We start from the raw sequence: 25,695 nt of genomic DNA on the forward strand, positions 1-25,695 counted from the left end.
CAGTACGCGCTTCTTCGCACCACCCGCAGAGCACAGGCTGGCGCCACTCCCGCCGGGATCACCCAAACCCAGCGCGGCGGAGTGCGGCCAAGCCCCCGACCGCACCCGGCCCGCAGGAACGCCGACCACGGCCTCCTGACGGTCCGGGTGCGGTCGTCTGCGGGGCCCCTGGGCCACCGTGGCGCTGTGGCGTTCGGTGATGCTGCGTCAGTGCTGGAGCCTCGCGGCCCGTGAGTGCAGGTAGCGGCGTTCCGGGAGGCTCAGGGCCGCGGCGGCGGCCGACTCGTAGGCGGCGCGGGCCGCTTCGTGGTCGCCGGTGCGCTCCAGCAGGTGGCCGCGGACCGCGTCGACGCGGTGGCGCACCTCGCCCAGCTCCCCCTCCAGGTCCGCCAGTTCGGCCAGTCCAGCCTCCGGCCCGTGCACCATCGCGACGGCCACCGCCCGGTTGAGCCGCTCGACCGGTCCGGGGACCTGCCGTACGAGCACGTCGTACAGCCCGAGGATCTCCGGCCAGTCGGTCTCCTCGGCGGACGGCGCCTCGTCGTGCACGGCGGCGATCGCGGCACGCAGTTGGTAGGGGCCCGGGTGTCCGAGGGACAGGGCGCGGGTGACCAGGGCCACGCCCTCGTCGACGGCGGCGCGGTCCCACCGGGCGCGGTCCTGTTCATCCAGCGGGACCAGGTCGCCGTGCTCGTCGGTGCGGGCGGCCCGGCGGGCGTCGGTGAGCAGCATCAGCGCCAGCAGTCCGGCCGCCTCGCCGTCGTCGGGGAGCAGCCGGTGCACCTGGCGGGCGAGCCGGATCGCCTCGCCGGCCAGGTCCCTGCGCTGGAGACTGGTCCCCGAGGTCGCCGTGTAGCCCTCGTTGAAGATCAGGTACAGCACGTGCAGCACGGCGGGCAGCCGCTCCGCCCAGTTGTCCGGGCGGCCGAAGTGCACGCCGCGGACCTTGCGCTTGGCCCGGCTGATCCGCTGCGCCATCGTCGCCTCGGGGACCAGGTACGCACGGGCGATCTCGGCGGTGGTCAGGCCGCCGACCGCGCGCAGCGTGAGCGCGATGCGCGCGGGCGGTGGCAGGTCCGGGTGGCAGCACAGGAAGAGCAGGGTGAGGGTGTCGTCGTCGCGCGGGGCACGGTCGGCGAGGTCCGGCGGCGGGGCGGTGAGGGCGCCCTGGGCGCCCCACGGGCCCGGCACATGGCCCCAGCGGGGCGTGAGTGCCGCCGCCCGCTCCTCCCGCGTGCGCCGGGCCTCCTCCGCGCGCAGGGCGTCCGTCAGGCGCCGTGAGGCCACCCGGATCAGCCAGCCGCGCGGGTTGTCCGGGACCCCGGACGACGGCCACTGCCCCGCTGCCGCCAGCAGCGCCTCCTGTACGGCGTCCTCGGCGGTGTCGAAATGGCCGTACCGCCGGACCAGCGCGCCGAGAACCTGCGGCGCGCAACGGCGCAGCAGGTCCTCGGTCTCGGTCCGGCCCGGCACTTGCCGCTCAGCAGCCGACGTCGCCGGAACCCTCGTCGATGGGCCGGATCACCACCGGGTAGTCCGGGGCGCCCTCGGGCTGGGGGCACTGGATGATCCGCTCGGCGATCTCCGTGACCCGCTCCAGGCTCGCGCAGTCCAGGACCCAGTAACCGGCCAGCAGCTCCTTGGTCTCGCCGTAGGGCCCGTCGGTGACCTCCGCGGAGCCGTCGGCGCCGCGCTGGACGAACCGGGTCCGGGCCGGCTCGGCCAGCCCCTGTCCGTCGACCATCTCGCCGGATTCGGCGAGGTCGTCGTTGAGGGCGTTCATGAAGGCGTACATCGCCCGGACGTCCTCCTTGCTCCAGGCCGGGGACTGCGCGGAGCCCTTGCCCTGCATGGCCTCGTAGTCCGCCTGACTGCCCTGCACCATGACCAGGTACTTCATCAGTCCGCTCCTTGGCTCTCACCGCCCCTCGCGGGCGGTTCTCACAGGGGACGTCGGAGCCGGGGCCGGATTCTCGACAACCGCCGGCCCGATCGGGTCAGGAATCCTCCGCAGTCCTCCGCAACGGCGCGGCGGAGTACGCAGGGCCCGGTGCGCGCGCGTCGGGTCCTGCCGCGCACGCGGGGTTGCGGCACGGGCCCGGCGCCCGGACCGGGACCCACACGTCCAGGGTCCCGTGCCGCCGGACGACTGTCTCGACGGGCCGTCCGGCGGCACGGAGCAGACGTGCTTCTCGCCGTCCATGGAGTCAGGGTAGGGCGGGCGTCCGCGCAGCGCCTGCCGCTGCGCGGGGTCGCGGAGCAGGGCCGCGGAGCAGGTGACGTGGCACGGGGTCGCGGAGCAGGTGACGTGGCACGGGGCCGCGGCGCAGGTGTCGTGGCGCGGGGTCGCGCCGCCGGTGCGGGGGCGTTCCGGGGCGCCTGCGCCGGGGGAGCCTCGGGTGCCCGGAGGGTCAGGGTGTGGGCGGGCGGGGCTCGCGCCACATCGGCCACATCAGGGGACCGTCCGGAAGCTGCAGGGGCCGGCCGACGAGGTCGAACCCGAGGCGCTGGTACAGCCGGCGGCTGTCGGCGTTGCTCGCCTCCAGGTAGGCGGGCAGCCCCTCGCGGTCGCAGCGGTCGAGGGCGGACTCGATGAGGGTGGTGCCGAGGCCCTCGCCCTGCCGCTCCGGGGCGACGCCGATCATCCACAGGTAGGCGTGCGCCCGGTCGGAGGGATGGATCCCGGCCGTCAGCCGGCCGATCAGCTCCACGCGTTCGTTGTCCGGGTCGACCTCCCGGCGGACCATGGCCGGCCCGTCGTCCTCAGGGCCTGCCCCGTCGCCACCGTCCCCGTGGTCACCGGCGGGCACCGGCAGCCAGAGGGCGCAGGCCGAACCGTCCTCGGTGAGATCGATGCGCCCGTCGGCGAGGACGGCGTCCGTGAAGGCGGCCATGAGTCTGGGGTGGGTGGCCCTGCGGTACTCCTCGCCGGGGAAGACCCAGCTGCTCACCGGATCGTGCTGGAACGCCCCGTCCAGCAACCGGACGACCTGGTCGCGGTCGCCCTGCCCGGCCGTACGTATCGCCACTCCCATGTTCCACCCCTCTTCCGCAACTGCCCTTGTGCCGCTGGCCGTTGTCAGCCTAACCGGCGCGGCGGAAGCAGGGGGCGGGCCCCGCACACCGTGGGGAAGTGCGGGACCCGCCCGGTACCGGAGCCGTCGGCGGCGCGGCCGTACGGGTCAGGTGCGTACGGTCCTGTCGCGGCTCCGGTGCCCTTGTGGCGGCCGGTCCGGTGCGGCCGCCGGGCGTCAGGCGCTGCGGCGGGTCACGAACTCGGCCAGCGCCAGCAGTCCGCCCGCCGCCTCGGGCTCGGGCACGGCACGGGCCAGTTCGCTCACGGCGCGGGCCATCCGGTCCACCGCCTGGGCCTGGGCCCAGTCCCGGCCGCCCGCGCGGTCCACCAGCAGTGCCGTCTGCTCCAGGTCCTCCTTGTCCTGCTCGTACGGCCGGGTGTACAGCTCGGCGAGTTCGGCGGCGGCCGGGGTGCCGGAGGCGAGCGCGGCGACCACCGGCAGCGACTTCTTGCGGGCGGCGAGGTCGGCACCGGCCGGCTTGCCGGTGCGCCGCGGGTCGCCCCATATGCCGATGACGTCGTCGATCAGCTGGAAGGCGAGCCCCGCCTCCCGGCCGAACGCGTCCAGGGCATCGACGTCCTCGTGCGCGGCGCCCGTGTACAGCGCGCCCAGGGCGCAGGCGCAGCCCAGCAGCGCACCGGTCTTGGCCTCGGCCATGGCGAGCGTCTCGTCGAGGGTGACCTCGTCCGGGCCGCGCTGCTCCATGGCCGTGTCCGCCTGCTGCCCGGCGCACAGCTCCACCACGCAGTCCGCGAGCCGCGCGGCGGCGGCCGGTGACACCGGGTGCGGATCCGCGGCGAGCAGCCGGAGGGCCAGCGCCTGGAGGGCATCGCCACCGAGAATCGCTTCGGCGTCACCGAACACGGTCCACGCGGTGGGCCGGTGCCGGCGGGTGGTGTCGCGGTCCATCACGTCGTCGTGCAGCAACGTGAAGTTGTGGATCAGTTCCACCGCGGCCGCCGCGCGGACGGCCGCCGTCCGGGCCCCGGACCCGCCCAGCGCCGCGGCCGAGGCCAGGACCAGCGCGGGGCGGATCGCCTTGCCGGCGTTGCCCGTCGCCGGAGTACCGTCGGCGTGCTGCCAGCCGAAGTGGTAGAGCGCGATCCGGCGCATGGAGCCGGGCAGTGAGGCGATCGCCGACCGCAGTTCGGGGTCGACCGCTGCCCGGGCCCGGCGCAGCAGCGCCTCCGCCTCGTTCCCCTCCGGGGGCCCCGGGCTCTCCGCATCGGACGACGGCCCGGGGCCGTTGTCCCTCTGTGTGCCGATGGGCCTGTGCCTTTCCAGTGTTCCGGTGGGGCTCGGTGGGTCGCCGGCGCGCAGTGGCTCTGTGCCGCGGTGCCGAGTCTCCTTCATGGACTCACCTCACCCAGGGGGCCGCCTCCGTATCCCGGGGTGTACCCGCCCGGACGGGCGGGGACACGGTGCGCGGGAGGAAGGGTCACCGCCAGCGGCCGATCTCGACGTTCTCCAGGACGCCGAGCGCGTCCGGCACGAGGACCGCGGCCGAGTAGTAGGCCGTCACCAGGTACTTGATGATGGCCTGTTCGTTGATGCCCATGAAGCGCACCGACAGGCTCGGCTCGATCTCGTCCGGGATGCCGGTGGCCCGCAGGCCGATGACGCCCTGGTCGCCCTCGCCGGTACGCATCGCGATGATCGAGGATGTGCGGGCGTCGGAGACCGGGATCTTGTTGCACGGGAAGATCGGCACGCCCCGCCAGGTCGGGATGCGGTTGCCCGCGATGTCGATCGTCTCCGGGACGAGCCCCCTCTTGTTGAGCTCGCGGCCGAATGCGGCGATGGCACGCGGGTGGGCGAGAAACAGCTTGGTGCCGCGGCGCCTGCTCAGCAGCTCGTCCATGTCGTCCGGGCCTGGCACGCCGTCGTGCGGCTGGATCCGCTGGTCGTACTCGCAGTTGTGCAGCATGCCGAAGTCGCGGTTGTTGATGAGCTCGTGCTCCTGGCGCTCCTTCAGCGCCTCGACCGTCAGGCGGATCTGCTGCTCGGTCTGGTTCATCGGCTGGTTGTAGAGGTCGGCCACACGCGAGTGGATGCGCAGCACCGTCTGGGCGACGCTCAGTTCGTACTCACGGGGCTTGGCCTCGTAGTCGACGAAGGTGTGCGGGATGTCCGGCTCGCCGGAGTGGCCGGCGGCGAGGTCGATCTCCTTCTCGCCGTGCTTGTTGGTGCGCTGCGAGGGGAGCGAGCGCCGCGCCGTGAGGTGGGTGCTCAGCGTGTCCGAGGCGTCCGCGACCTGGTCCACCTGCTGACGGGTCAGCACCAGCACGGTGCAGGCGGTGACCGCGCGGGCGGTGTACTCCCAGATGGCGTCGTCGTCGAGCAGCGCCTGCTCACCGAGGTACGAGCCGTCGGCCAGGACTCCGAGGCTCTCGTCCTCGCCGTACGGGCCGGTGCCGAGCTTCTCCACCCTGCCGTGGGCCAGCAGGTACACGGAGTCGGTCCGGCTGCCGAACGAGGCGATCACCTCGCCCGCGGAGAACTCCCGCTGCTCACAGCGCCGGGCGAGTTCGGAGAGCACCTCTTCGTCCTCGTACGACCGCAGCGCCGGCAGCTCGCACAGCTCCGCGGGGACCACCTCGACCTGGTCCCCGGTCTTCACGAACGTCAGCCGCCCGTCCCCCACGGCGAAGGTCAGACGCCGGTTCACCCGGTACGTACCGCCTTGGATGTCCACCCAGGGCAGCATGCGCAGCAGCCAGCGGGAGCTGATCTCCTGCATCTGAGGCACGGACTTGGTGGTGGTGGCCAGGTTCCGCGCCGCCGCCGTGCCGAGGCTCTGCTGCGGCCTGGTCTGCTCGGTGCGGACCTCTTCGCCTACCGACATAAGGAATTGCCCTCCCGGTCATGCCGGGCGCACCTGTGCCCGGCATCGATCTGCACGGACCAGCCTTCCTCACGGAGCGTGCCGGTGCTATTACCCGAAAGAGCGGGAATGGATCACTCGGCGGCGGGGCACACTGGGACTGCTTCGAACACGTCGTAGCGCTCGGGGCCCGGACGGATCCGGGACCTGCGAAAGGGGGCGGCTGTTCGACACCGGCGTGAGCGGGTGTTCGACAATGGTGGCGTGACCCGCCTGGACGTCCTTCAGCCGCGCCTGCCCTCGCCCGTGCAGGAGGTGCGGGACGCGCGCTTCGGCCGGCACGGCGTCCGGCTGCTCCTCAAGCGCGACGACCTCGTCCACCCGGAGCTGGTCGGCAACAAGTGGCGCAAACTGGTCCCCAACCTGGCGGCCGCGGCCGGCCGCCCGGTGCTCACCTTCGGCGGCGCCTACTCCAGCCATCTGCGCGCCACCGCCGCGGCGGGCCGGCTGCTCGGGGTGCGCACGGTCGGCGTGGTGCGCGGCGACGAGCTGGCGGACCGGCCGCGGAACCCCTCCCTGGCCCGCTGCGCCGCCGACGGGATGCGCCTGCACTTCATCGACAGATCGACCTATCGGCACAAGGCCGATCCCGGGACGCTCGCCGCGATCCTGACTGCGTGCGGCGCGTCCGGCGCCCACGTCGTCCCCGAGGGCGGCAGCAACGCCCCGGCCGTGCGTGGCTGCCGGGCGCTCGGCGAGGAGCTGCGCGCGCGGGCCGACGTCGTCGCCGTGGCGTGCGGCACCGGGGGCACGCTCGCCGGGCTGGCCGCGGGGCTCGGCCCCGGTCAGCGGGCGCTCGGGGTCGCCGTGCTTCGGGGCGGCTTCCTGACGGGCGAGGTGTGCCGGCTCCAGCAGGAGGCCTTCGGCGGTCCGCGCGGCGACTGGCGGGTGGACGACCGCTTCCACGGCGGCGGGTACGGACGCGTCTCCCCCGGGCTCGACGCCTTCGCCGAGGATTTCGGGGACCGCCACGGTCTGCCCGTGGAGCGTCTCTACGTCGCCAAGCTGCTGCACGCGCTGCTCACCCTGACGGAGGATGGCGCTTTCCCGCGCGGCACGACGCTGGCCGCGGTCGTCACCGGCCGCCCGTTCCCCTGACGGCCGCCCGTTCCCCTGACGGCTGCCCGGTCGCGGAACTCGGGCGGAACTCAGGCGGTCTCCCGGTACGCGGCCGCCTCCTCCAGGTCCAGGCGGCGCAGCAGGGTGCGGAGCATCTCGTCGTCGATGCGGCGGGCGTCGCGGAGCCGGACGAACACCTCGCGCTCGGCCGCGATCATCTCGCGGGACAGCCGCCGGTAGGTGTCGTCGGCGGACTCGCCGGTGACCGGGTTGGTCTGGCCGAGCCGCTCCCAGACGGCGTTGCGGCGGCGCTCCAGCACCGTGCGCAGGCGTTCGGCGAGCGGATCGGGGAGGGTGTTGCGCTCGTCGGCGAGGAGTTCGTCGAGACGCTGCTCGGCGGCCCGGGACGCCTGCGCCTGGGCGTTGGCCTCGGCGAGCGTCTCGGCCCGCGCGTCGCGTCCGGGGAGCTTCAGCAGGCGGATCAGCGAGGGCAGGGTGATGCCCTGGACGACCAGGGTGCCGATCACCGTGGTGAAGGTCAGGAACAGGATGAGGTTGCGCTCGGGGAAGGGCTCGCCGCCGTGCACGGTCATCGGGACGGAGAAGGCGATGGCCAGCGACACCACGCCGCGCATGCCGGCCCAGCCGACGACGAAGGGCGCCTTCCAGGTGGGGTTCGGCTCGCGCGCGCGGATGCGGGCCGACAGCATCCGGGGCAGGAACGTGGCCGGGTACACCCACACGAACCGGGCCGCGACCACGACCAGGAAGAGGGCGAGTGCGTACCCGGCGGCCTCGCCGACCGCGTAGTCCCCGAGGCCCCGGAGGACGACCGGCAGCTGGAGTCCGATCAGGGCGAAGACGGACGACTCCAGCACGAACGCGACCATCTTCCAGACCGCGTCCTCCTGGAGGCGGATGGCGAAGTCGACCTGCCACGCGCGGTGGGCGAGATGGAGGGCGACCACCACCACCGCCAGCACCCCGGAGGCGTGCACCTGCTCGGCCGCGGCGTAGGCGACGAACGGGATCAGCAGCGAGAGGGTGTTCTGCAGCAGCGCCTCCCTCACATGGGTGCGCAGCCACTGCAGCGGCACCATCAGCACCAGGCCGACGCCGATGCCGCCGACCGCGGCCACCAGGAACTCGCCGATCCCGCCCGCCCAGGTGGTGCCCTCGCCGACGGCCGCGGCGACCGCCACCCGGTAGGCGGTGATCGCGGTGGCGTCGTTCACCAGGGACTCGCCCTGAAGGACCGTGGTGATCCGGGAGGGCAGCCCCACCCGGCGGGCGACGGCAGTGGCCGCGACGGCGTCCGGCGGCGCCATCACCGCGCCGAGCACCAGGGCGGCGGTCAGCGGCAGACCGGGCACGATCACGTGGGCGGCCCAGCCGACCGCGAGCGTGGCGAAGAGCACGTAGCCGACGGACAGCAGCGCCACGGGCCGCAGCTGGGCCCGCAGATCGAGGTAGGAGCTGTCGGTGGCGGCGGTGTGCAGCAGCGGGGGCAGCAGCAGCGGCAGCACGATGTGCGGGTCGAGCCGGTACTCCGGGACGCCGGGGATGTAGCTGACCGCCAGCCCGGCCGCGACCAGCAGCAGCGGCGCCGGCACGGGGGTGCGCCGGCCGGCGGCGGCGATCGCGGCACTGCCCGCCACCAGCAACAGCAGCGGCATCACGTCCATCGCCCTCGCCCGTCTCGTGCTCCGCACGGCTGTCCTGTGCGGCTTTCTGCGGCGGCCTTCCGCGCACCCGTCGTAACCTGGCACGCATGGAACAGTGCACGCACGCCGACGCGCTGCCGCACCCGGAACCCGCGCCGCTGACGGACAGCTGTCCCGAGTGCCGGGCGGAGGGTACCGAGCCGGTGCATCTGCGGCTGTGTCTCACCTGCGGTCACGTCGGCTGCTGCGACTCCTCGCCGCGGCGGCACGCGTCGAGGCACCACAGGGAGACCGGGCATCCGGTGATGCGGAGCTTCGAGCCAGGTGAGGAGTGGCGGTGGTGTTTCGTGGACCACGTACTCGTGTGACCCGGATCCGGGACGGTTCGACCGTCTGACGTCTGGGTACGTCAACCCGGCGCGCGCTCTTCCGATTTGGGCCCGCCCGACCCCTAGCCACTGTGCGTGTTCATGTGTTTACTATGAGTGACGGCAAGGGGCTGGGGTCTCGGGGACAGGAAAGTTCCGAGCGCGATAACGTCACGGCAGAACCACGTATCGCGTCACCGCGTTACCCGAGGGGTGACCCTCGGCCCTGAAACGCTTGTACCACCTTGGAGGTGAGGGTGTCCCAGATCGCAGGCGAGCCCGCGACCCAGGACTTCGTGGAAGTCCGGCTGCCCGCTGCGGGTGCCTACCTGTCGGTGCTGCGTACGGCGACGGCCGGCCTCGCTGCCCGTTTGGACTTCACCCTCGACGAGATCGAGGACCTGCGCATCGCGGTGGACGAGGCCTGCGCGATCCTGCTCCAGCAGGCCGTGCCGGGCTCGGTCCTCAGCTGCATCTTCCGGCTTGTCGACGACTCGCTCGAGGTCACCGTATCGGCGCCGACCACGGACGGTCACGCCCCCTCGCGGGACACCTTCGCCTGGACCGTCCTGTCCGCCCTCGCGGGCAAGGTCTCCTCCGCCGTCGACGAGGACAAGACCGTTTCGATCAGCCTCTACAAACAGCGCGGCGCGGGACCCGGGCCGACGTGAGGGACGGGGACGGGCCGGTGCGTGACGAAGAGCGCGGCACACGGGAGCTGCCGGCCGGGGGCACACGCGCGCCGGGCGCGGCCCGGGGCACGCCGGACGGCATCGAGGCCATCCCCGAGCAGGCCCGCCCGCACCCCGAGGACACCGCGGAGGCGGGCATCCCGGGCGGCGGGCGGCACGGCGGGGACCGGAGCGGTGCCGTGCAGAGCGCGCCTGCGGACGGACGGATCGGGGCCGCCCCGGTCCGGCCGGGCCGAGCGGAGGCGAGGGCTCCGGAAAGGGCTACGGGGACGATGAGCGAGCACGAGCGAAACTCCGAGGACGGCGCGCCACGCGCGCGGAGCGTGCCGGGCACGCACCACGACCCGCGGGACCGCAGCGGGGCGCGGGCCCTGTTCGCCCAGCTGCGCGGGCTGGAGAAGGACAGTCCGGAGTACGCGGAACTGCGCAACCAGCTGGTCCGCATGCATCTGCCGCTCGTGGAGCACCTCGCCCGCCGCTTCCGCAACCGCGGGGAGCCACTGGACGACCTGACGCAGGTCGCCACCATCGGGCTGATCAAGTCGGTCGACCGCTTCGACCCGGACCGCGGCGTGGAGTTCTCCACCTACGCCACGCCGACCGTCGTCGGTGAGATCAAGCGGCACTTCCGCGACAAGGGCTGGGCGGTGCGGGTGCCGCGCCGGCTGCAGGAGCTGCGCCTGGCCCTGACGACGGCCACCGCGGAGCTGTCGCAGCTGCACGGACGCTCCCCCACGGTCCACGAGCTCGCCGAGAAGCTGGCGATCTCGGAGGAGGAGGTCCTGGAGGGGCTGGAGTCCGCCAACGCGTACTCCACGCTGTCCCTGGACGTCCCCGACACCGACGACGAGTCCCCGGCGGTGGCCGACACCCTCGGCGCCGAGGACGAGGCGCTGGAGGGCGTGGAGTACCGGGAATCGCTCAAGCCGCTGCTGGAGGATCTGCCGCCGAGGGAGAAACGGATCCTGCTGCTGCGCTTCTTCGGCAACATGACCCAGTCGCAGATCGCACAGGAGGTCGGGATCTCCCAGATGCACGTCTCCCGGCTGCTGGCCCGCACCCTGGCGCAGCTGCGGGAGAAGCTGCTGGTCGAGGAGTAGGTTCCCCGGGCGCTACTTCGATGCGTCGCCGGGCCCCCGGATGCCGAGGGCCCGGGTGGTCTCGGGGTTCACCAGCAACACCAGTGCCGTGACGGCGACGACCCCGAGCACGATCCCGGCCGGGATGGCGATGCTGTCGGCCTGCAGCAGGTTGTAGGCCACGGGCAGTGCCAGGATCTGCGTGATCACGGCCGGGCCCCGGCTCCAGCCGCGGCGGGCCAGCAGCCCGCGGGCGGCGAGCAGCGGCAGCAGTGCGAGGGCGATCAGGGTGACCCCTCCGGTGACCGCCGCGGTCCGGTCGTCCGGGTGGCCCGTGAGCCCGGCGACGAGCATCCAGCCACCACCGGCGACGAGGCCGAGGCCCTCCAGCCCGGCGAGGGCGGCGGCCCCGGTCAGCCGGCCGGGGCGGGGGCCCTCCGCGTCGGCGGGTGCGGCGGCTTCGGAGGCGGGGTTCTGCTCAGTGGTCACCCCAGCAGGGTAGCCCGCACACCCGTGGGCGCCCGTGCCGAGCCTCACGCGCCGTCCGGCGACCGATACCCCACCTCGCACTGGGCCGGGTACCGCCCAGTAGGTACCCTGCAACGCATGCGTGCACTTCTCGTGGTCAATCCGGCGGCAACCACCACGAGTGCGCGTACGCGCGATGTGCTGATCCACGCGCTCGCCAGCGAGATGAAGCTGGAGGCAGTCACCACCGAGTACCGCGGGCACGCCCGCGACCTGGGCCGGCAGGCGGCGCAGAGCGACGACATCGAGATGGTGGTGGCGCTCGGCGGCGACGGCACGGTGAACGAGGTGGTCAACGGCCTGCTGCACGCCGGCCCCGACCCGGCGCATCTGCCCGGTCTCGCGGTGGTCCCCGGCGGTTCCACCAATGTCTTCGCCCGTGCCCTGGGGCTGCCCAACGACGCGGTGGAGGCCACCGGCGCCCTGCTGGACGCGCTGCGCGAGGGCCGGGAGCGCACGGTCGGGCTGGGACTCGCCTCGGGCACGGCCGGCTCGGAGGACGAGGCGGTGCCGGGCCGCTGGTTCACGTTCAACGCCGGACTCGGCTTCGACGCCGGTGTGGTCGGCCGGGTCGAGCAGCACCGCGAGCGCGGCAGGAGGTCGACGCACGCCTTGTATGTGCGGCAGGTGGTGCGCCAGCTGCTCGGCGAGCCGCACCGCCGCAGCGGGACGATCACCCTGGAGCGGGCCGGCGAGGACCCGGTCACCGACCTGGTGCTGTCCATAGTCTCCAACACGTCGCCGTGGACATTCCTGGGCAATCGCCCGATCTATGCGTCGCCGTCGGCCACGTTCGACACCGGGCTCGACGTATTCGGTCTCAGCCGGCTGTCCACGGCCGCGGTCGCCCGGTATGGCACCCAGTTGCTCACTTCGTCCCCCGAGCGTGGCCCCCGCGGCAAGCATGCCGTCTCGCTGCACGATCTGACCGAGTTCACCTTGCATTCGAAGGTGCCGCTGCCCCTCCAAATGGACGGTGACCACCTGGGGCTGCGAACCAGCGTGACGTTCACAGGCGTACGCCGTGCACTGCGTGTGATTGTGTGAGCAGAAGGGGCGAAAGTCCTTTCACTCGAACGTTTAGGCCAGGATCCACCCCATGGAAGTACGGCTGTGACCTAGCCGACACCGAAGAATCAAAAAAAACTTTCCGGAAGGGGTTGTATCCGCCGCTGAGGTTTGCGAGTCTCTACGTGGCGATCGGGGCGGCCCGCAACACCGGCCCCCACAGATCACCGGAATCCCTCATCAAACCAAGGACCACGCCAGGGCGACCTGGCGGTAGGCCCTTCCCTTGTTGAGGGATTCGTGAAAGCGTTCACATTCACAAGCATCCCTGCATGTAACACCAAGGAGAGGTAGCAGCCATGGACTGGCGTCACCGCGCCGTTTGCCGCGAGGAAGACCCCGAGCTCTTCTTCCCCATCGGCAACACCGGTCCTGCGCTGCTGCAGATCGAGGAAGCCAAGGCCGTCTGCCGTCGCTGCCCGGTTATCGAGCAGTGCCTGCAGTGGGCGCTCGAGTCCGGTCAGGACTCCGGCGTCTGGGGTGGTCTCAGCGAGGACGAGCGCCGTGCCATGAAGCGCCGCGCCGCCCGCAACCGGGCCCGTCAGGCCTCCGCCTGACCCACCCGCCCCGCAACAGCCTGAGCTTGGCGGCGCGTATGCCTCACGGCATCACTTCGTAGACGCGCGTACGCACACCCCGCCCCCGAGCCGCAGCGCGCAGTACCCCCAACGCGCAGCTTGAAGCAGCGAGCATCGGCCCCGGATCGCCGACGATCCGGGGCTTTTTGCTGCGCGCGCACGGCCGCCCCCGATCCCGCCCGGAGACCTGCCCTACTTCCGCGACGGCACCGGGATGTCCAGGATCACCCGTGTGCCGCGGTCCGGGGCCGGGACCATGTCGAAGGTGCCGCCCAACTCGCCCTCCACCAGGGTGCGCACGATCTGCAGCCCGAGGTTGCCCGAGCGGCGCGGATCGAAGTCCGCCGGCAGGCCCACTCCGTCGTCCTGGACGGTGACCAGCAGGCGGGCCTCCTTCGTCGTACCGCCGCGGAGCGCCGCGACCTCGACGGTGCCGGTGTCGCCCTGCCGGAAGCCGTGCTCCAGCGCGTTCTGCAGCACCTCGGTCAGAACCATCGACAGGGGGGTGGCGACCTCGGCGTCCAGGATGCCGAAGCGTCCGGTGCGGCGGCCGGTGACCTTGCCGGGCGAGATCTCGGCGACCATCGCCAGGACCCGGTCGGCGATGTCGTCGAACTCCACCCGCTCGTCGAGGTTCTGTGAGAGCGTCTCGTGCACGATCGCGATGGAGCCGACCCGGCGGACCGCCTCCTCCAGGGCCTCGCGTCCTCGCTCGGACTCGATGCGGCGGGCCTGGAGGCGGAGCAGGGCGGCCACCGTCTGGAGGTTGTTCTTCACCCGGTGGTGGATCTCCCGGATGGTGGCGTCCTTGGTGATCAACTCGCGCTCACGGCGGCGGAGTTCGGTGACGTCCCGCAGCAGCACCAGCGAGCCGATGCGGGTGCCCTTGGGCTTCAGCGGGATCGCCCGGAACTGGATCACTCCGTCGTTCGCCTCGATCTCGAACTCGCGCGGCGCCCAGCCGCTGGCGAGCTTGGCCAGCGCCTCGTCCACCGGGCCGCGGGTCGGGGCGAGTTCGGCGGTGGTGCTGCCCAGGTGGTGGCCGACCAGGTCGGCGGCCAGGCCCATCCGGTGGTAGGCGGACAGGGCGTTCGGGGACGCGTACTGGACGATGCCGTCCGCGTCGACCCGGATCAGGCCGTCGCCGACGCGGGGCGAGGCGTCCATGTCGACCTGCTGGTTCTCGAACGGGAAGGCGCCGGCCGCGATCATCTGCGCCAGGTCCGAGGCGCTCTGCAGATAGGTGAGCTCCAGGCGGCTCGGGGTGCGCACGGTCAGCAGATTGGTGTTGCGGGCGATCACCCCGAGGACGCGGCCCTGGCGCCGTACCGGAATCGACTCGACACGGACCGGGACCTCCTCACGCCACTCCGGGTCGCCCTCGCGCACGATCCGGCCCTCGTCCAGGGCGGCGTCCAGCATCGGGCGGCGGCCACGCGGGACCAGGTGGCCGACCATGTCGTCCTGGTAGGAGGTGGGGCCGGTGTTGGGACGCATCTGGGCGACCGAGACGTACCGGGTGCCGTCGCGGGTGGGGACCCACAGGACGAGGTCGGCGAAGGAGAGGTCGGAGAGGAGCTGCCACTCCGAGACCAGCAGATGGAGCCACTCGAGGTCGGAGTCGTCGAGGGCGGTGTGCTGGCGGACGAGTTCGTTCATGGAGGGCACGTGGCCGAGCGTACCTGGCGGCTCGGACAGCGTTCGGAACCAGCCGGCGGGGCCGTGAGCGCCCGGGGCCCGGGAACACCCGCGGGCCGCGGCGCCTGAGAGGGACCCTCAACCCTCCCGGCACCGCAGCCCGGAGCAATATCGGCCGTGGGGTGTGCGGTCCCGGTCGGCCGAAGGTCGAGGAGCCGGGGCAGTCAGGGCAGAGAGCTCCGGTTCCTCGGTCCGCCCTCCTGTGCGGGGAAGGCGGAGGATCGGTGTTCGCCTCGCACGGAGACCATTGTGGACTAGACCACTATCCCTGTCCATGCGGCGGACGGTGTTTGTCGTTGTCATGCTCTGCCGGCCACCCGGAGGCCGGGCGGCCGGGCCCGGACGGTCGGACTCGGGCGGTCGGCAGAAAGCCTAACCCCGTCGGCTCATCAGCGGGGCCAGACGGCCAGGGCAATTTCGGCGACCGCCTCCAGTTCCGCCCGGGTCGCGCCGTCGCGCGCCTGCTGGGACATCCCCTGGATCACTGCACCGGTGTGCCGGGCGAGGGCGGCGGCGTCGGTGTCCGGCGGCAGGACGCCGGCGGCGACGTCGGCCCGGATGCGCCGCTCGTACGCCGCGATGTTCGCGTTGCGCCGCTCCCGAAGCGACTCCTCGACCGCGGGGGTGGAGCAGTTGGCGGCGGCATGGATGACCAGGCAGCCGTGCGGCCGGCCGGGGGCGGTGTACTCGGCGGCTGCCTCGCGCAGCATCCGCCCGACCGCCGCGCGCGCCGTCGGCTCCTCGGCCAGGGCGCGCTCGCCGAAGGAGCCGTACAGCGCGCCGTACACCTGGACGACCTCGTCGAACAGGGAGCGCTTGTCCCCGAAGGCGGCATAGAGGCTGGGGGCGCCGATGTCCATGACACGGGTCAGCTCGGCCACCGAGGTGGCCTCGTAACCGCGCTCCCAGAAGGCCAGGAGAGCCCGCTCCAGAGCGGTCGCCCGGTCGAACGAGCGGGGGCGGCCACGGGGCCTGGGCGGACGCCCCGCCATGCCGCCGCTCCTGCTGTCGCTCGCGCTGCCACCGGTCACCATGGAGTGCATTTTATAGCGGACACTAGAAAAATGTCGGCGGCCTGCGCTACCGTCATTTCTGTAGCGACTGCTAGAGAAATGCGAAGGGGGCGCAGGCATGGGCGTGCTGACGGGCAGGACGGCTCTGGTCACGGGGGCGAGCAGGGGCATCGGGCGGGGCATCGCCGAGCGGCTGGGGCGCGACGGCGCGCGGGTCGCGGTGCACTACGGCAGGAGCGAGGCGGCGGCGAAGGAGACGGTTGCCGCGATCGAGGCGGCGGGCGGCTCGGCGTTCGCGATCGGCGCCGAGCTGGGCGCCCGGGGCGACGCCGCAGCACTGTGGGCACGGTTCGACCGGCATGCGGACGGACTGGACATCCTGGTGAACAACGCGGGCATCGGCAGCACCCGCCCGATCGAGGAGATAGGAGAGGAGGAGTACGACCGGGTCTTCGCGGTGAACGTGAAGGCACCCTTCTTCCTCGTCAAGCACGGCATGAGTCGGCTGCGCGACGGCGGCCGGGTCATCAACGTCTCCTCGGGCCTCGCACGCACCGCGGCGATGCCGGCCAACATGGCGTACGCGATGACGAAGGGAGCGCTGGACGTGCTCTCCCGCGACCTGTCCAAGGTGCTGGGCGCCCGCGGCATCACGGTGAACTCCGTGGCTCCCGGCATCATCGACACCGACAACACGGCCGAGCCGCTGCACGGGAGCCCGGACGGCTGGGCCAGCGCGGCGGCGCTCTCCGCGCTGGGCGGGGTGGGCAGCCCCGCCGAGGTGGCCGACGTGGTGGCGTTCCTGGCCTCGGACGCGGGCCGCTGGGTCACGGGGAGCTGGGTGGACGCGACGGGAGGTTCGCTCACGTAGGCACCGCAGCCGCCGCAGCGATGGCGGCCGGGACGGGCGGCCGGAAACCTGGGACGCGGGACCCCACTCTGTTAGATTGGTCTAAACCACACAGCCCCTTCCGGGTGTCCTCGAGTCCCTTCTTCAGAACGGCAGGCCAGCGTGGAAGTTGTCATCGTCCCGGACGCCGAGGCGGGCGGCGAGCTGATCGCCGAGGCCATGGCCCAGCTGCTCAGGCGCAAGCCCGGCGCCCTGCTCGGGGTGGCCACCGGCTCCACGCCGCTGCCCGTGTACGAGGCGCTGTCGGCCAAGGTGCGCTCGGGCGCGGTGGACACCGCGGCGGCGCGGATCGCCCAGCTCGACGAGTACGTGGGCCTGCGGGCCGAGCACCCCGAGTCGTACCGCTCGGTGCTGCGGCGCGAGGTGCTGGAGCCCCTCGGGATCGGCATGGACGCGTTCATGGGGCCCGACGGCACGGCCGCGGACGTGCAGGGGGCGTGCGAGGCCTACGACCGTGCGCTGGCAGAGGCCGGCGGGGTGGACCTGCAGCTGCTGGGGATCGGCACCGACGGGCACATCGGGTTCAACGAGCCGTGCTCATCGCTGGCCTCCAGGACCCGGATCAAGACGCTCACCGAACAGACCCGGGTGGACAACGCGCGCTTCTTCGACGGCGACATCGACCAGGTGCCGCACCACGTGATCACGCAGGGCATCGGCACCATCCTGGAGGCCCGTCACCTGGTGCTGCTCGCCACCGGCGAGGGCAAGGCGGACGCGGTCGCGGCGACGGTGGAGGGACCGGTCGCGGCGGTGTGCCCCGCCTCCGCGCTCCAGCTCCACCCGCATGCCACGGTGGTGGTCGACGAGGCCGCCGCGGCCAAGCTGAAGCTCGCCGACTACTTCCGGCACACCTACGCCGACAAGCCCGAGTGGCAGGGGATCTGACCCGGGCACGCTCCCGGACACGCTGACCGACGGAGGCGCCGGCCCCTGCCGAGGGGGGCCGGCGCCTCGTCGTACCGGTCGCCTGCGCGTCGACCGGCGGTCCTCCCGGCGCTACCCGCCGGCGAGCGCCTCCGCCGCCGCCCGGCCGCAGACCCGGGCCGCGCCGTGGGTGGCGAGATACAGGGCGCCGCGGGGCTCTGCCCGGGGGACGCCCATCTCGACCACCACGGTGTCGGGGCGGGCCTCCAGCAGCGTGTCGAGGGCCGCCGCCATCCAGGGGTGCCGGTGCTCGTCGCGGACGACGGCCACGATGCGGCGCTTCCCGGCCGCCGCCAGCGCCTCCGGCCCGGCGCCGGCCCCGGTGAAGCTGCCGGTCTCCGTGCCGGGGAGCAGCCGGCCGAGTTCGGCGGCGACGCCCCAGGGCGTCTCGTCGCCGACGGCGATGTTCGCCACCGGGGTGAAGGACGCGACGAAGGGCGCCTCGGTGAGCGCACCCGCGGAAGCGGCGCCGGAGACCCGCAGGGCCCGGCGGGCCGCACGCAGGCCGACATCGCTCCCGGCGGACGCCGCCGCGCCGGCCGGGACGGCGGACGCCGTCCAGCGGGCCAGCCGGCGGACCCGGCCGGCCGCGTCGGCGAGCCGCTCCTCGGGCAGCGCCCCCGTGCGCACGGCGTCGACCAGGGCGTCGCGCAGCCGCCGTACGGTCTCGTCGTCGGCGAGCCCTCCGCCCACACAGATCGCGTCGGCACCGGCGGCGACGGCCAGGACGCTGCCGCGCTCGATGCCGTAGGTGCCGGAGATGGCCTGCATCTCCATGCCGTCGGTGACGATCAGCCCCTCGTAGCCGAGTTCACCGCGGAGCAGTTCGGTCAGGATCCGGCGGGAGAGGGTGGCCGGGCGCCCCGGGTCCAGGGCCGGGACCAGGATGTGGGCGCTCATCACGGCCTGCGTCCCGGCGGCGATGGCCGCGTGGAACGGGGCGAGGTCGCGCTCGGCCAGCACGGACGGGTCCACGTCGATGCGCGGCACCGCGTGGTGGGAGTCGACGGCGGTGTCTCCGTGGCCGGGGAAGTGCTTGGTGCAGGCGGCCACGCCCGCCGACTGCAGACCGGTGACGTAGGCGGCGGTGTGGCGGGCGACCAGGCCGGGGTCGGCGCCGAAGGACCGCACGCCGATCACCGGATTGTCGGGGTTGGCGTTGACGTCGGCCGACGGCGCCCAGTTCAGGTTCACCCCGCAGGCCGCGAGGCGGCGCCCGAGTTCGGCGGCCACCTCCCGCGTCAGCGCCTCGTCGTCCACGGCGCCGAGCGCGTGGTTGCCGGGGAAGGAGGAGCCGGTGCGCACCTCCAGGCGGGTGACGTCGCCGCCCTCCTCGTCGATCGCGACCAGTACGTCGTCGCGCTCGGCGCGCAACTGGGCGGTCAGCGCGGCGAGCTGCTCGGGCGAGGCGATGTTGCGGCCGAACAGGCCGACGGAGGCCAGGCCCTGACCGAGGCGGCGCAGCAGCCAGTCGGGGGCGGTGGTGCCGGTGAAGCCGGGCTGGAGGACCGTCAGCGCGTCGCGGGTGAGGGTGTCGGTACCACTGGCGAGCGTTGTCATCGGGCGGCGTTATCCCTTCACGGCGCCGGAGGTGAGGCCGGCGGCCATCTTCTTCTGGACGATCATGAAGAACACGACGACCGGGATCGCGATCAGCGTGGAGGCGGCCATCAGGGCTCCGTAGTCGGTGCCGCGGGAGGTGGTGAAGTTCATCAGCCACACGTTGAGCGTGTACTTCTCGTTGTCCTGCAGCACGATGTAGGCGAGCAGGTACTCGTTCCACGCGTTGATCAGCGAGAAGATCGACGCCGCCGCCAGTCCGGGGGCGAGCAGCGGGAAGATCACCCGCCAGAAGGCGGACATCCGGGAGCAGCCGTCCACCATGGCCGCCTCCTCCAGCTCCACCGGGATGTTCACCACGAAACCGCGGATCATCCAGGTGGCGAAGGGCAGCGTGGAGACCAGGTAGATGACGATGACGCCCCAGTACTCGTTGATCGCCCCCAGGTCGTTGAGCTGGATGTACAGGGGGATGAGCATGGCGGTGGGCGGCAGCAGCTGCACCACCAGCAGCGCGATCATGAAGACCTTGCGGCCGGCGAACCGGAAGCGTCCGATGGCGAAGGCGGCGATGGTGGCCAGCACCATGCCGCCGACGACGGCGGTGACGCAGACGATCAGGCTGGACTGGATGGCGGTGCCGAAGTTCGGCTGGTCGATGGCCCGCTGGAAGTTGTCGAAGGTGATCGAGGTCGGCCAGAGCTTCTGGTCGTAGGACCGGATCTCCCGGTTGGGGCGCAGGGCGCTGACCACCAGCCAGTACACCGGGAAGGCCATCACCACGAAGGCGACGGCTCCGACGGCGTTGTAGAGGTGCCGGCTGCGCTTTCTGCGGTCGGGCCGGTAACCGGTGACCGGCGCGTCCGTGGCGGTCGTGGCGGTCGTGTCGCTCACTCGACCTCTCCGATCTTGAGCAGCTGGCGCAGGTAGTAGACGGCCACGCCGGACAGCAGGAGCACCGTGATCAGCGCGATGGCGGCGCCCTGGCTGAAGGAGTTCGACTCGAAGGCCTTCTCGTAGGAGTAGAGGCCGAGGAGGTTGTACTCGGGCTCCGGCTTGTTGCCGCGCATCAGGAAGACCTGGCCGAAGACGTTGAAGTCCCAGATCACCGAGAGCGTGGCCACCATCTGGAAGACGGGCTTGATCACCGGCCAGGTCACATAGCGGAAGATCCCGAGGCGCCCGGCGCCGTCCAGTGCCGCGGCCTCCTCCAGTTCGGCCGGCACCTGGGTGAGCGCGGCGTACAGGGTGATCGCGACGAACGGCACCGCTCCCCACACCACCACGGCGCCGATCATGAGGAAGCCCTGCTTGGGGTCGAGCCACCAGTTGTGGCCCTGGAAGTCCAGCCCCAGGTACTCGGTCAGGACCATGTTGGCGACGCCGTAGTCGGAGTCGGCGAACCAGCGGAAGATCGAGGTGGCGACCAGCAGCGGCAGCGACCAGGCGGCGATGAGCGCACCGGTCAGCAGCAGCCGGAAGGGTTTGGACATGCGCTGCATGGAGTGGGCGAGGAAGAGCCCGACGGCCATGGTGGTGACGACGCAGACGACCATGAAGAGGACGGTGCGCCACAGGACGTCGTAGAACTCGCCGTCACCGAGGATGTTGGTGAACTGCTCGAAGCCGACCCACTCGGCGGCGTCCCCCGTCCACAGCTCCCGTCGGCCCACGTCCTGGAAGGACATGATCACGGTCTTGATCAGCGGCCAGACGAACACCGAGGCGAGTGCCACGACAGCCGGGGCGATCAGCAGGTAGGGCAGCAGCGGACCGTTGGTCCAGCGGCTCCGCCGGGAGGGGGACGGTGCCGGGCCGCCACCGGGGTTCGCCTGCGGGGCGGACACCTCCGGTTCGGCTGCTTTGATGTCGGCGGCACTCACTGTGCTGGCCTTCCGTTCGAGGGATCTGCATCGGGGCGGGGGCCGGCCCGCCCGGGGCGGCCGGCCCACCCGACGTGCCTTGTCCGGCCGGACGGCCGGACAAGGCACCGGAGGTCGACGAGGGTCGCCCGTGGCTCAGGCGGTCTCGTTGATCAGTGAGTTGATCTCCTCGTCCGCCTTCTTGGTGGCGTCGGCGACCGACGTGCCCTTGAGGATGTCGAGCAGCATCGTCTCGAGGGTTTCCTTCTTCTCGACCGCGGCCCAGCCGGGGGCGATCGGGGTGAACCAGGCGTCCGGGACCGCGTTGGCGATCGGTGCCGTCTCCGGCTTGGACTTCAGCGGCTCCAGCTGCTCGGTGTTGTTGGGCAGGATGTCCTTGGCGGCCAGCGCGGCCTGGGCCTTCTCGCTGGTGAACATCGAGATCCAGTCCTGCGCCAGGTCCTGGTTGTCGGACTTGGAGATGGTGGCCAGGTCGGAGCCGCCGATGAAGGACGGCAGGGTCTTGCCCTCCGGGCCGGGCATGCCCGCGGTGGCGATCTTGCCCTCCAGCTCCGGGTTGCCGTTGGCCTCGCCGTCGACGACGCTGCCGGCCTCCCAGCCGTTGCCGTAGAGCAGGGCCGCCTTCTCGTTGGCCATGACGTTGGCGTGGTCCTGCTCGTCCTTGGTCTGGTCGCCGTTGTTGTACTTCTCGACCAGGTCGACGAAGTGCTGGATGCCCTGCTGCGCCTCCGGCGTGGACAGCGAGGCCTTCCACTCCTTGGCGCCCTCGTCGTAGGTGGCGATCTGGCCGCCGTAGGCCGCGACGTAGGACATGGCGGCGTACCAGTAGCGGCCGGGCAGGTAGAGCGAGGAGAAGGCGTTGTCGCTCTTGTACTTGTCCTGGACCTTGTCGAGCGCCTCGAGCAGCTCGGCCTCGGTGCCCGGCATCTGGTCGGAGCCGGTACCGGCCTTGAACATGTCCTTGTTGTAGATGGCCACGCGGGCACCGGCGTAGTACGGGACGCAGTACATCTTGCCCTCGTAGGAGCAGGTGTCCGCGAGGCCCTTGATCCAGGTGTCCGAGTTGTCGTACTTCTTGGGGTCGATCTCGCCCAGGGCACCGTTGAGGATGTAGGTCATCGTCTCGGTGTTGCCCAGCTCGACCACGTCGGGGAAGCTGTCGCCGGACAGCGCGGCGTCGAGCTTCTTGGTCTTGTCGGCCCACTGCTGGTACTGCACGTTGACCTTGACGCCGGGGTACTTCTTGTTGAAATCGGCGTTGGCCTGGTCGACCAGCTCGGGCCAGCTGCTCTGGGCGTCGACCATCAGCCAGACGGTGAGTTCGCCCTTGCGGTCCTTCGGGTCCTGCTCGGACGCTTTGTCGTCGGACCCCCCGCACGCCGCGAGCGATATCATCATGCCCGCGACACCGATCGCGGATATAAGCCTGCGCTTCACGCCACCCTCCTCAGGGATGCCACAAACCCCCCTGCCTCCCCGCGGTGTTCGACGACGCGTTACCGCCTCTGGGGCCGGGACCTGGACCAATGGTGTAGACCAGTACCGGGAGCTTGGCCCAGACCAATAGGGCTGTCAAGGGTGTGCAACGGCGCACCTCTCGTCCGTGATCCGACCGAGATATGCAGGGACCTTTCATTCCGTAAGCGGCGGAACGGATCATCGCCGGGCGGGTATACCACCGGGAGTGCGGCACCTCGCCGGTCCGGACCAGTTCGCGCAGACCAGCGGGGGCCACGCGGCGCGATGGACTAGACCAACGAGTGACCCGCGGGTATACAGAGGGGATCACGGAGCGTGCGGAAACACCGCGTACGATGCCGTGCCACGATGTGAGCCGTGGCCGATTGTGGATGTCGGTCGCTTCGGCACCGGAGCCGGGAAGGCAGACGATGAGCACCGACGTCAGCAGTGCGGAGAACGAGGGTGGGACGAGTGTCCGTACCGCGCGCGTGCCCAAGTACTACCGACTGAAGAAGCATCTGCTCGACATGACCCGGACGCAGGCGCCGGGCACACCGGTACCGCCCGAGCGCACCCTCGCCGCCGAGTTCGACACCTCCCGCACGACGGTGCGCCAGGCCCTGCAGGAACTGGTCGTCGAGGGCCGGCTGGAGCGGATCCAGGGCAAGGGCACCTTCGTCGCCAAGCCCAAGGTGTCCCAGGCGCTGCAACTCACCTCGTACACCGAGGACATGCGCGCCCAGGGCCTGGAGCCCACCTCGCAGCTGCTGGACATCGGTTACATCACCGCCGACGACCGGCTCGCCGGGCTGCTGGACATCGCCACCGGCGGCCGGGTCCTGCGCATCGAGCGGCTGCGCATGGCCAACGGCGAGCCCATGGCCATCGAGACCACCCACCTGAGCGCCAAGCGCTTTCCCGCGCTGCGCCGCAGCCTGGTCAAGTACACCTCCCTGTACACGGCGCTGGCCGAGGTGTACGACGTCCATCTCGCCGAGGCCGAGGAGACCATCGAGACCTCGCTGGCCACCCCGCGCGAGGCCGGGCTGCTCGGCACCGACGTGGGCCTGCCGATGCTGATGCTCTCCCGGCACTCGCTGGACCGGGAGGGCCGGCCGGTGGAGTGGGTGCGGTCGGTCTACCGAGGCGACCGCTACAAGTTCGTGGCACGGCTGAAGCGGCCCGAGGAGGAGAGCGCGTAGCGGACCCGCGGAAATCGCGTGGCGGACCCGCGGAAAAGCGGTACCGATATGCGGACGAGGGCTTTCGCTGTCATGGCGCCGTCACCTAGATTGCCTGCGCATCGCACCGGGTGATCACCGAGGGGACGGAGAGCCGCAGGATGTCACAAGCCCCACAGGCGAACAGAGGGCCGGTGGTGACGCCCGTGCGCGTCGTCATCGGCCTCTGCCTCGCCGCACCGTTCGTGGCCATGATGTGGGTCGGTTCGTACGCGAAGACCGACCCCGAGTTCGCGGGCATCCCGTTCTTCTACTGGTACCAGATGGCGTGGGTGGTCATCTCCACCGCGCTGACGATGGTCGCCTACAAGCTGTGGCAGCGTGACCAGCGCGCCCGCCGGGGAGGTGGCGGGCAGTGAACGACGGCGTGAACGGCGTCGCGCTCGGCGTCTTCGTCTTCTTCTTCGTGCTCGTCACCGTGATGGGCTTCCTCGCCGCACGCTGGCGCAAGGCGGAGAACGAGCACAGCCTCGACGAGTGGGGCCTGGGCGGACGCTCCTTCGGCACCTGGGTCACCTGGTTCCTGCTCGGCGGCGACCTCTACACCGCGTACACCTTCGTGGCCGTACCGGCGGCGATCTACGCGGCGGGAGCGGCCGGCTTCTTCGCCGTGCCGTACACCATCCTGGTCTACCCGCTGATCTTCACCTTCCTGCCCCGCCTGTGGTCGGTCTCCCACAAGCACGGCTACGTGACGACCTCGGACTTCGTGCGCGGCCGGTTCGGCTCCCGGGGACTGTCCCTGGCGGTGGCGGTGACCGGCATCCTGGCAACGATGCCATACATCGCGCTCCAGCTCGTCGGCATCCAGGCGGTGCTGGACGTGATGGGGATCGGCGGGGGCGAGGACACCAACTGGTTCATCAAGGACCTGCCGCTGCTGATCGCCTTCGGTGTGCTCGCGGCGTACACCTACTCGTCCGGTCTGCGCGCCCCCGCACTGATCGCGTTCGTGAAGGACACACTGATCTACATCGTGATCGCGGTGGCGATCATCTACATCCCGATCAAGCTGGGCGGGTTCGACGACATCTTCGCCGCGGCCGGCGACAAGTTCACCGAGACCGGCAAGGGCGGCCTCGTCCCGACCGAGGCGAGCCAGTGGACGTACGCGACCCTCGCACTGGGCTCGGCGCTCGCGCTGTTCATGTACCCGCACTCGATCACCGCGACGCTGTCCTCGCGCAGCCGTGAGGTGATCCGGCGCAACACCACGATCCTGCCGCTGTACTCGGTGATGCTCGGCCTGCTCGCCCTGCTGGGCTTCATGGCCATCGCGGCCGGGGTGACGGTGGAGAACGGGCAGCTGGCGATCCCGCAGCTGTTCGAGAACATGTTCCCGGCCTGGTTCGCCGGCGTCGCCTTCGCCGCCATCGGCATCGGCGCCCTGGTCCCGGCGGCCATCATGTCGATCGCTGCCGCGAACCTGTTCACCCGCAACATATACAAGGACTTCATCAGGCCGGATGCCACGCCCAAGGACGAGACCCGGGTCTCCAAACTGGTGTCGCTGCTGGTGAAGGTGGGTGCCCTGGTCTTCGTCCTGGGCATGGACAAGACGGTGGCGATCAACTTCCAGCTCCTCGGCGGCATCTGGATCCTGCAGACCTTCCCGGCGCTCGTCGGCGGTCTGTTCACCCGCTGGTTCCACCGCTGGGCGCTGCTCGCCGGCTGGGCGGTCGGCATGATCTACGGCACACTCGCCGCCTACGGGGTCTCCTCGCCGACGCAGAAGCACTTCGGCGGCTCCTCGAAGGAGATCCCCGGCATCGGTGAGATCGGCTACATCGGTCTCACGGCGTTCGTGCTGAACATCGTCGTCACCGTGGTCCTGACCGTCGTCCTGCGGGCCCTGAAGGCACCCGACGGCCCCGACGAGACCAGCCCCGAGGACTACACGGCGGACGCCGGCGACCCGGGCGTGCAGGTCGAGCTGCCGCCGGCCACGGCGGGATCGTCGTCGCACTAGGGCTGTCCCAGCCCGCACACTGCCGACGGGCCGCCG

At 71.6% G+C, this 25,695-nt stretch carries 24 protein-coding genes; 11 read left to right on the top strand and 13 right to left on the bottom strand.

What is annotated here, in order from left to right:
- Positions 1 to 207: 207 nt before the first annotated feature.
- From V5O46_RS25840 to V5O46_RS25865, 5 genes are all read right to left on the bottom strand, one after another.
- Entirely contained in the window at positions 208 to 1,473 is a 1,266-nt protein-coding gene (locus tag V5O46_RS25840; protein ID WP_332887103.1) for an RNA polymerase sigma factor, read from the bottom strand.
- 7 nt (positions 1,474 to 1,480) lie between these two features.
- Positions 1,481 to 1,900 carry a YciI family protein gene (locus tag V5O46_RS25845; protein ID WP_332887104.1) on the bottom strand — a complete coding sequence of 140 codons (420 nt, stop codon included), beginning with the start codon at positions 1,898 to 1,900 and terminating at the stop codon, positions 1,481 to 1,483.
- A 511-nt stretch (positions 1,901 to 2,411) separates the two neighbouring features.
- The gene (locus tag V5O46_RS25855) at positions 2,412 to 3,035 is read right to left on the bottom strand and encodes a GNAT family N-acetyltransferase (protein ID WP_332887105.1); all 624 of its coding nucleotides are present in this window, start codon (positions 3,033 to 3,035) and stop codon (positions 2,412 to 2,414) included.
- A gap of 216 nt (positions 3,036 to 3,251) precedes the next feature.
- On the bottom strand, positions 3,252 to 4,430 hold the full coding sequence (locus tag V5O46_RS25860; protein ID WP_332887106.1) for a family 2 encapsulin nanocompartment cargo protein polyprenyl transferase: 1,179 nt from the start codon (positions 4,428 to 4,430) through the stop codon (positions 3,252 to 3,254).
- Between the two features lie 85 nt (positions 4,431 to 4,515).
- Positions 4,516 to 5,922: a family 2B encapsulin nanocompartment shell protein gene (locus tag V5O46_RS25865; protein WP_332887107.1), complete on the bottom strand. Its 1,407-nt coding sequence runs from the start codon at positions 5,920 to 5,922 to the stop codon at positions 4,516 to 4,518.
- A 243-nt stretch (positions 5,923 to 6,165) separates the two neighbouring features.
- Here V5O46_RS25865 and V5O46_RS25870 point away from each other — a divergent pair, with 243 nt between their 5' ends.
- Positions 6,166 to 7,059, top strand: coding sequence for a 1-aminocyclopropane-1-carboxylate deaminase/D-cysteine desulfhydrase (locus V5O46_RS25870; protein WP_332887108.1), 894 nt, complete (start codon positions 6,166 to 6,168; stop codon positions 7,057 to 7,059).
- Between the two features lie 50 nt (positions 7,060 to 7,109).
- Here the strand turns inward: V5O46_RS25870 and V5O46_RS25875 are convergent, their stop codons facing one another.
- Positions 7,110 to 8,705 carry a Na+/H+ antiporter gene (locus V5O46_RS25875; RefSeq protein ID WP_332887161.1) on the bottom strand — a complete coding sequence of 532 codons (1,596 nt, stop codon included), beginning with the start codon at positions 8,703 to 8,705 and terminating at the stop codon, positions 7,110 to 7,112.
- A gap of 86 nt (positions 8,706 to 8,791) precedes the next feature.
- Between V5O46_RS25875 and V5O46_RS25880 the strand changes: the two genes are divergently transcribed.
- The 3 genes from V5O46_RS25880 (at position 8,792) to V5O46_RS25890 (ending at position 10,844) form a co-directional block, all read left to right on the top strand.
- Complete coding sequence (locus V5O46_RS25880) at positions 8,792 to 9,052, top strand: UBP-type zinc finger domain-containing protein (protein ID WP_332887109.1); 261 nt, start codon at positions 8,792 to 8,794, stop codon at positions 9,050 to 9,052.
- A gap of 257 nt (positions 9,053 to 9,309) precedes the next feature.
- The gene (locus tag V5O46_RS25885) at positions 9,310 to 9,723 is read left to right on the top strand and encodes an ATP-binding protein (protein WP_332887110.1); all 414 of its coding nucleotides are present in this window, start codon (positions 9,310 to 9,312) and stop codon (positions 9,721 to 9,723) included.
- A 17-nt stretch (positions 9,724 to 9,740) separates the two neighbouring features.
- Positions 9,741 to 10,844 carry an RNA polymerase sigma factor SigF gene (locus tag V5O46_RS25890; RefSeq protein WP_332887111.1) on the top strand — a complete coding sequence of 368 codons (1,104 nt, stop codon included), beginning with the start codon at positions 9,741 to 9,743 and terminating at the stop codon, positions 10,842 to 10,844.
- Positions 10,845 to 10,856: 12 nt separating this feature from the next.
- Here the strand turns inward: V5O46_RS25890 and V5O46_RS25895 are convergent, their stop codons facing one another.
- Positions 10,857 to 11,312, bottom strand: a complete 456-nt coding sequence (locus V5O46_RS25895; RefSeq protein ID WP_332887112.1) for a hypothetical protein — start codon at positions 11,310 to 11,312, stop codon at positions 10,857 to 10,859.
- A 117-nt stretch (positions 11,313 to 11,429) separates the two neighbouring features.
- On the opposite strand from V5O46_RS25895, the gene V5O46_RS25900 reads away from it, so the two are divergent.
- Together V5O46_RS25900 and V5O46_RS25905 are read left to right on the top strand one after the other, a co-directional pair.
- Complete coding sequence (locus tag V5O46_RS25900; RefSeq protein ID WP_332887113.1) at positions 11,430 to 12,398, top strand: diacylglycerol/lipid kinase family protein; 969 nt, start codon at positions 11,430 to 11,432, stop codon at positions 12,396 to 12,398.
- A gap of 320 nt (positions 12,399 to 12,718) precedes the next feature.
- A complete protein-coding gene (locus V5O46_RS25905; RefSeq protein ID WP_029383210.1) occupies positions 12,719 to 12,976 on the top strand; it encodes a WhiB family transcriptional regulator in 258 nt (85 codons plus the stop codon).
- 213 nt (positions 12,977 to 13,189) lie between these two features.
- On the opposite strand, the gene V5O46_RS25910 is transcribed toward V5O46_RS25905, so the two are convergent.
- Together V5O46_RS25910 and V5O46_RS25915 are read right to left on the bottom strand one after the other, a co-directional pair.
- Positions 13,190 to 14,656: a sensor histidine kinase gene (locus V5O46_RS25910; RefSeq protein WP_332887162.1), complete on the bottom strand. Its 1,467-nt coding sequence runs from the start codon at positions 14,654 to 14,656 to the stop codon at positions 13,190 to 13,192.
- Between the two features lie 428 nt (positions 14,657 to 15,084).
- Complete coding sequence (locus tag V5O46_RS25915; protein WP_408649060.1) at positions 15,085 to 15,729, bottom strand: TetR/AcrR family transcriptional regulator; 645 nt, start codon at positions 15,727 to 15,729, stop codon at positions 15,085 to 15,087.
- Positions 15,730 to 15,826: 97 nt separating this feature from the next.
- On the opposite strand from V5O46_RS25915, the gene V5O46_RS25920 reads away from it, so the two are divergent.
- A complete protein-coding gene (locus V5O46_RS25920) occupies positions 15,827 to 16,579 on the top strand; it encodes an SDR family oxidoreductase (RefSeq protein ID WP_332887114.1) in 753 nt (250 codons plus the stop codon).
- A gap of 141 nt (positions 16,580 to 16,720) precedes the next feature.
- Complete coding sequence (nagB, locus tag V5O46_RS25925; RefSeq protein ID WP_332887115.1) at positions 16,721 to 17,506, top strand: glucosamine-6-phosphate deaminase; 786 nt, start codon at positions 16,721 to 16,723, stop codon at positions 17,504 to 17,506.
- A 111-nt stretch (positions 17,507 to 17,617) separates the two neighbouring features.
- On the opposite strand, the gene V5O46_RS25930 is transcribed toward nagB, so the two are convergent.
- From V5O46_RS25930 to V5O46_RS25945, 4 genes are all read right to left on the bottom strand, one after another.
- Positions 17,618 to 19,105, bottom strand: a complete 1,488-nt coding sequence (locus V5O46_RS25930; RefSeq protein WP_332887116.1) for a glycoside hydrolase family 3 protein — start codon at positions 19,103 to 19,105, stop codon at positions 17,618 to 17,620.
- Between the two features lie 9 nt (positions 19,106 to 19,114).
- Positions 19,115 to 19,999 carry a carbohydrate ABC transporter permease gene (locus V5O46_RS25935; RefSeq protein WP_332887117.1) on the bottom strand — a complete coding sequence of 295 codons (885 nt, stop codon included), beginning with the start codon at positions 19,997 to 19,999 and terminating at the stop codon, positions 19,115 to 19,117.
- Positions 19,996 to 20,988, bottom strand: coding sequence for a carbohydrate ABC transporter permease (locus V5O46_RS25940; protein WP_332887118.1), 993 nt, complete (start codon positions 20,986 to 20,988; stop codon positions 19,996 to 19,998). Before V5O46_RS25940 ends, V5O46_RS25935 begins: the two co-directional genes overlap by 4 nt.
- 135 nt (positions 20,989 to 21,123) lie before the next feature.
- Complete coding sequence (locus V5O46_RS25945) at positions 21,124 to 22,425, bottom strand: sugar ABC transporter substrate-binding protein (RefSeq protein ID WP_332887119.1); 1,302 nt, start codon at positions 22,423 to 22,425, stop codon at positions 21,124 to 21,126.
- Between the two features lie 452 nt (positions 22,426 to 22,877).
- Here V5O46_RS25945 and V5O46_RS25950 point away from each other — a divergent pair, with 452 nt between their 5' ends.
- The 3 genes from V5O46_RS25950 (at position 22,878) to mctP (ending at position 25,659) form a co-directional block, all read left to right on the top strand.
- A complete protein-coding gene (locus V5O46_RS25950; RefSeq protein ID WP_332887120.1) occupies positions 22,878 to 23,651 on the top strand; it encodes a GntR family transcriptional regulator in 774 nt (257 codons plus the stop codon).
- A gap of 140 nt (positions 23,652 to 23,791) precedes the next feature.
- Positions 23,792 to 24,049: a DUF3311 domain-containing protein gene (locus V5O46_RS25955; RefSeq protein WP_332887121.1), complete on the top strand. Its 258-nt coding sequence runs from the start codon at positions 23,792 to 23,794 to the stop codon at positions 24,047 to 24,049.
- Positions 24,046 to 25,659 (top strand): monocarboxylate uptake permease MctP, encoded by a 1,614-nt coding sequence (mctP, locus tag V5O46_RS25960; RefSeq protein ID WP_332887122.1) that lies wholly within the window; start codon positions 24,046 to 24,048, stop codon positions 25,657 to 25,659. The genes V5O46_RS25955 and mctP overlap by 4 nt, the downstream gene beginning before the upstream one ends.
- The last annotated feature ends 36 nt before the right edge of the window (positions 25,660 to 25,695 follow it).

Origin of the sequence: Streptomyces poriticola, from assembly GCF_036689765.1 — a bacterium.
Taxonomy (GTDB): Bacteria; Actinomycetota; Actinomycetes; order Streptomycetales; family Streptomycetaceae; genus Streptomyces; species Streptomyces poriticola.

Bases quoted from the DNA above. Each gene is read 5' to 3' on its own strand.
- V5O46_RS25845 (WP_332887104.1), bottom strand. From the start codon at position 1,900: ATGAAGTACCTGGTCATGGTGCAGGGCAGTCAGGCGGACTACGAGGCC.
- V5O46_RS25855 (WP_332887105.1), bottom strand. From the start codon at position 3,035: ATGGGAGTGGCGATACGTACGGCCGGGCAGGGCGACCGCGACCAGGTC.
- V5O46_RS25860 (WP_332887106.1), bottom strand. From the start codon at position 4,430: ATGAAGGAGACTCGGCACCGCGGCACAGAGCCACTGCGCGCCGGCGAC.
- V5O46_RS25865 (WP_332887107.1), bottom strand. From the start codon at position 5,922: ATGTCGGTAGGCGAAGAGGTCCGCACCGAGCAGACCAGGCCGCAGCAG.
- V5O46_RS25875 (WP_332887161.1), bottom strand. From the start codon at position 8,705: ATGGACGTGATGCCGCTGCTGTTGCTGGTGGCGGGCAGTGCCGCGATC.
- V5O46_RS25880 (WP_332887109.1), top strand. From the start codon at position 8,792: ATGGAACAGTGCACGCACGCCGACGCGCTGCCGCACCCGGAACCCGCG.
- V5O46_RS25900 (WP_332887113.1), top strand. From the start codon at position 11,430: ATGCGTGCACTTCTCGTGGTCAATCCGGCGGCAACCACCACGAGTGCG.
- V5O46_RS25905 (WP_029383210.1), top strand. From the start codon at position 12,719: ATGGACTGGCGTCACCGCGCCGTTTGCCGCGAGGAAGACCCCGAGCTC.
- V5O46_RS25910 (WP_332887162.1), bottom strand. From the start codon at position 14,656: ATGAACGAACTCGTCCGCCAGCACACCGCCCTCGACGACTCCGACCTC.
- V5O46_RS25915 (WP_408649060.1), bottom strand. From the start codon at position 15,729: ATGGTGACCGGTGGCAGCGCGAGCGACAGCAGGAGCGGCGGCATGGCG.
- V5O46_RS25920 (WP_332887114.1), top strand. From the start codon at position 15,827: ATGGGCGTGCTGACGGGCAGGACGGCTCTGGTCACGGGGGCGAGCAGG.
- V5O46_RS25930 (WP_332887116.1), bottom strand. From the start codon at position 19,105: ATGACAACGCTCGCCAGTGGTACCGACACCCTCACCCGCGACGCGCTG.
- V5O46_RS25950 (WP_332887120.1), top strand. From the start codon at position 22,878: ATGAGCACCGACGTCAGCAGTGCGGAGAACGAGGGTGGGACGAGTGTC.
- V5O46_RS25955 (WP_332887121.1), top strand. From the start codon at position 23,792: ATGTCACAAGCCCCACAGGCGAACAGAGGGCCGGTGGTGACGCCCGTG.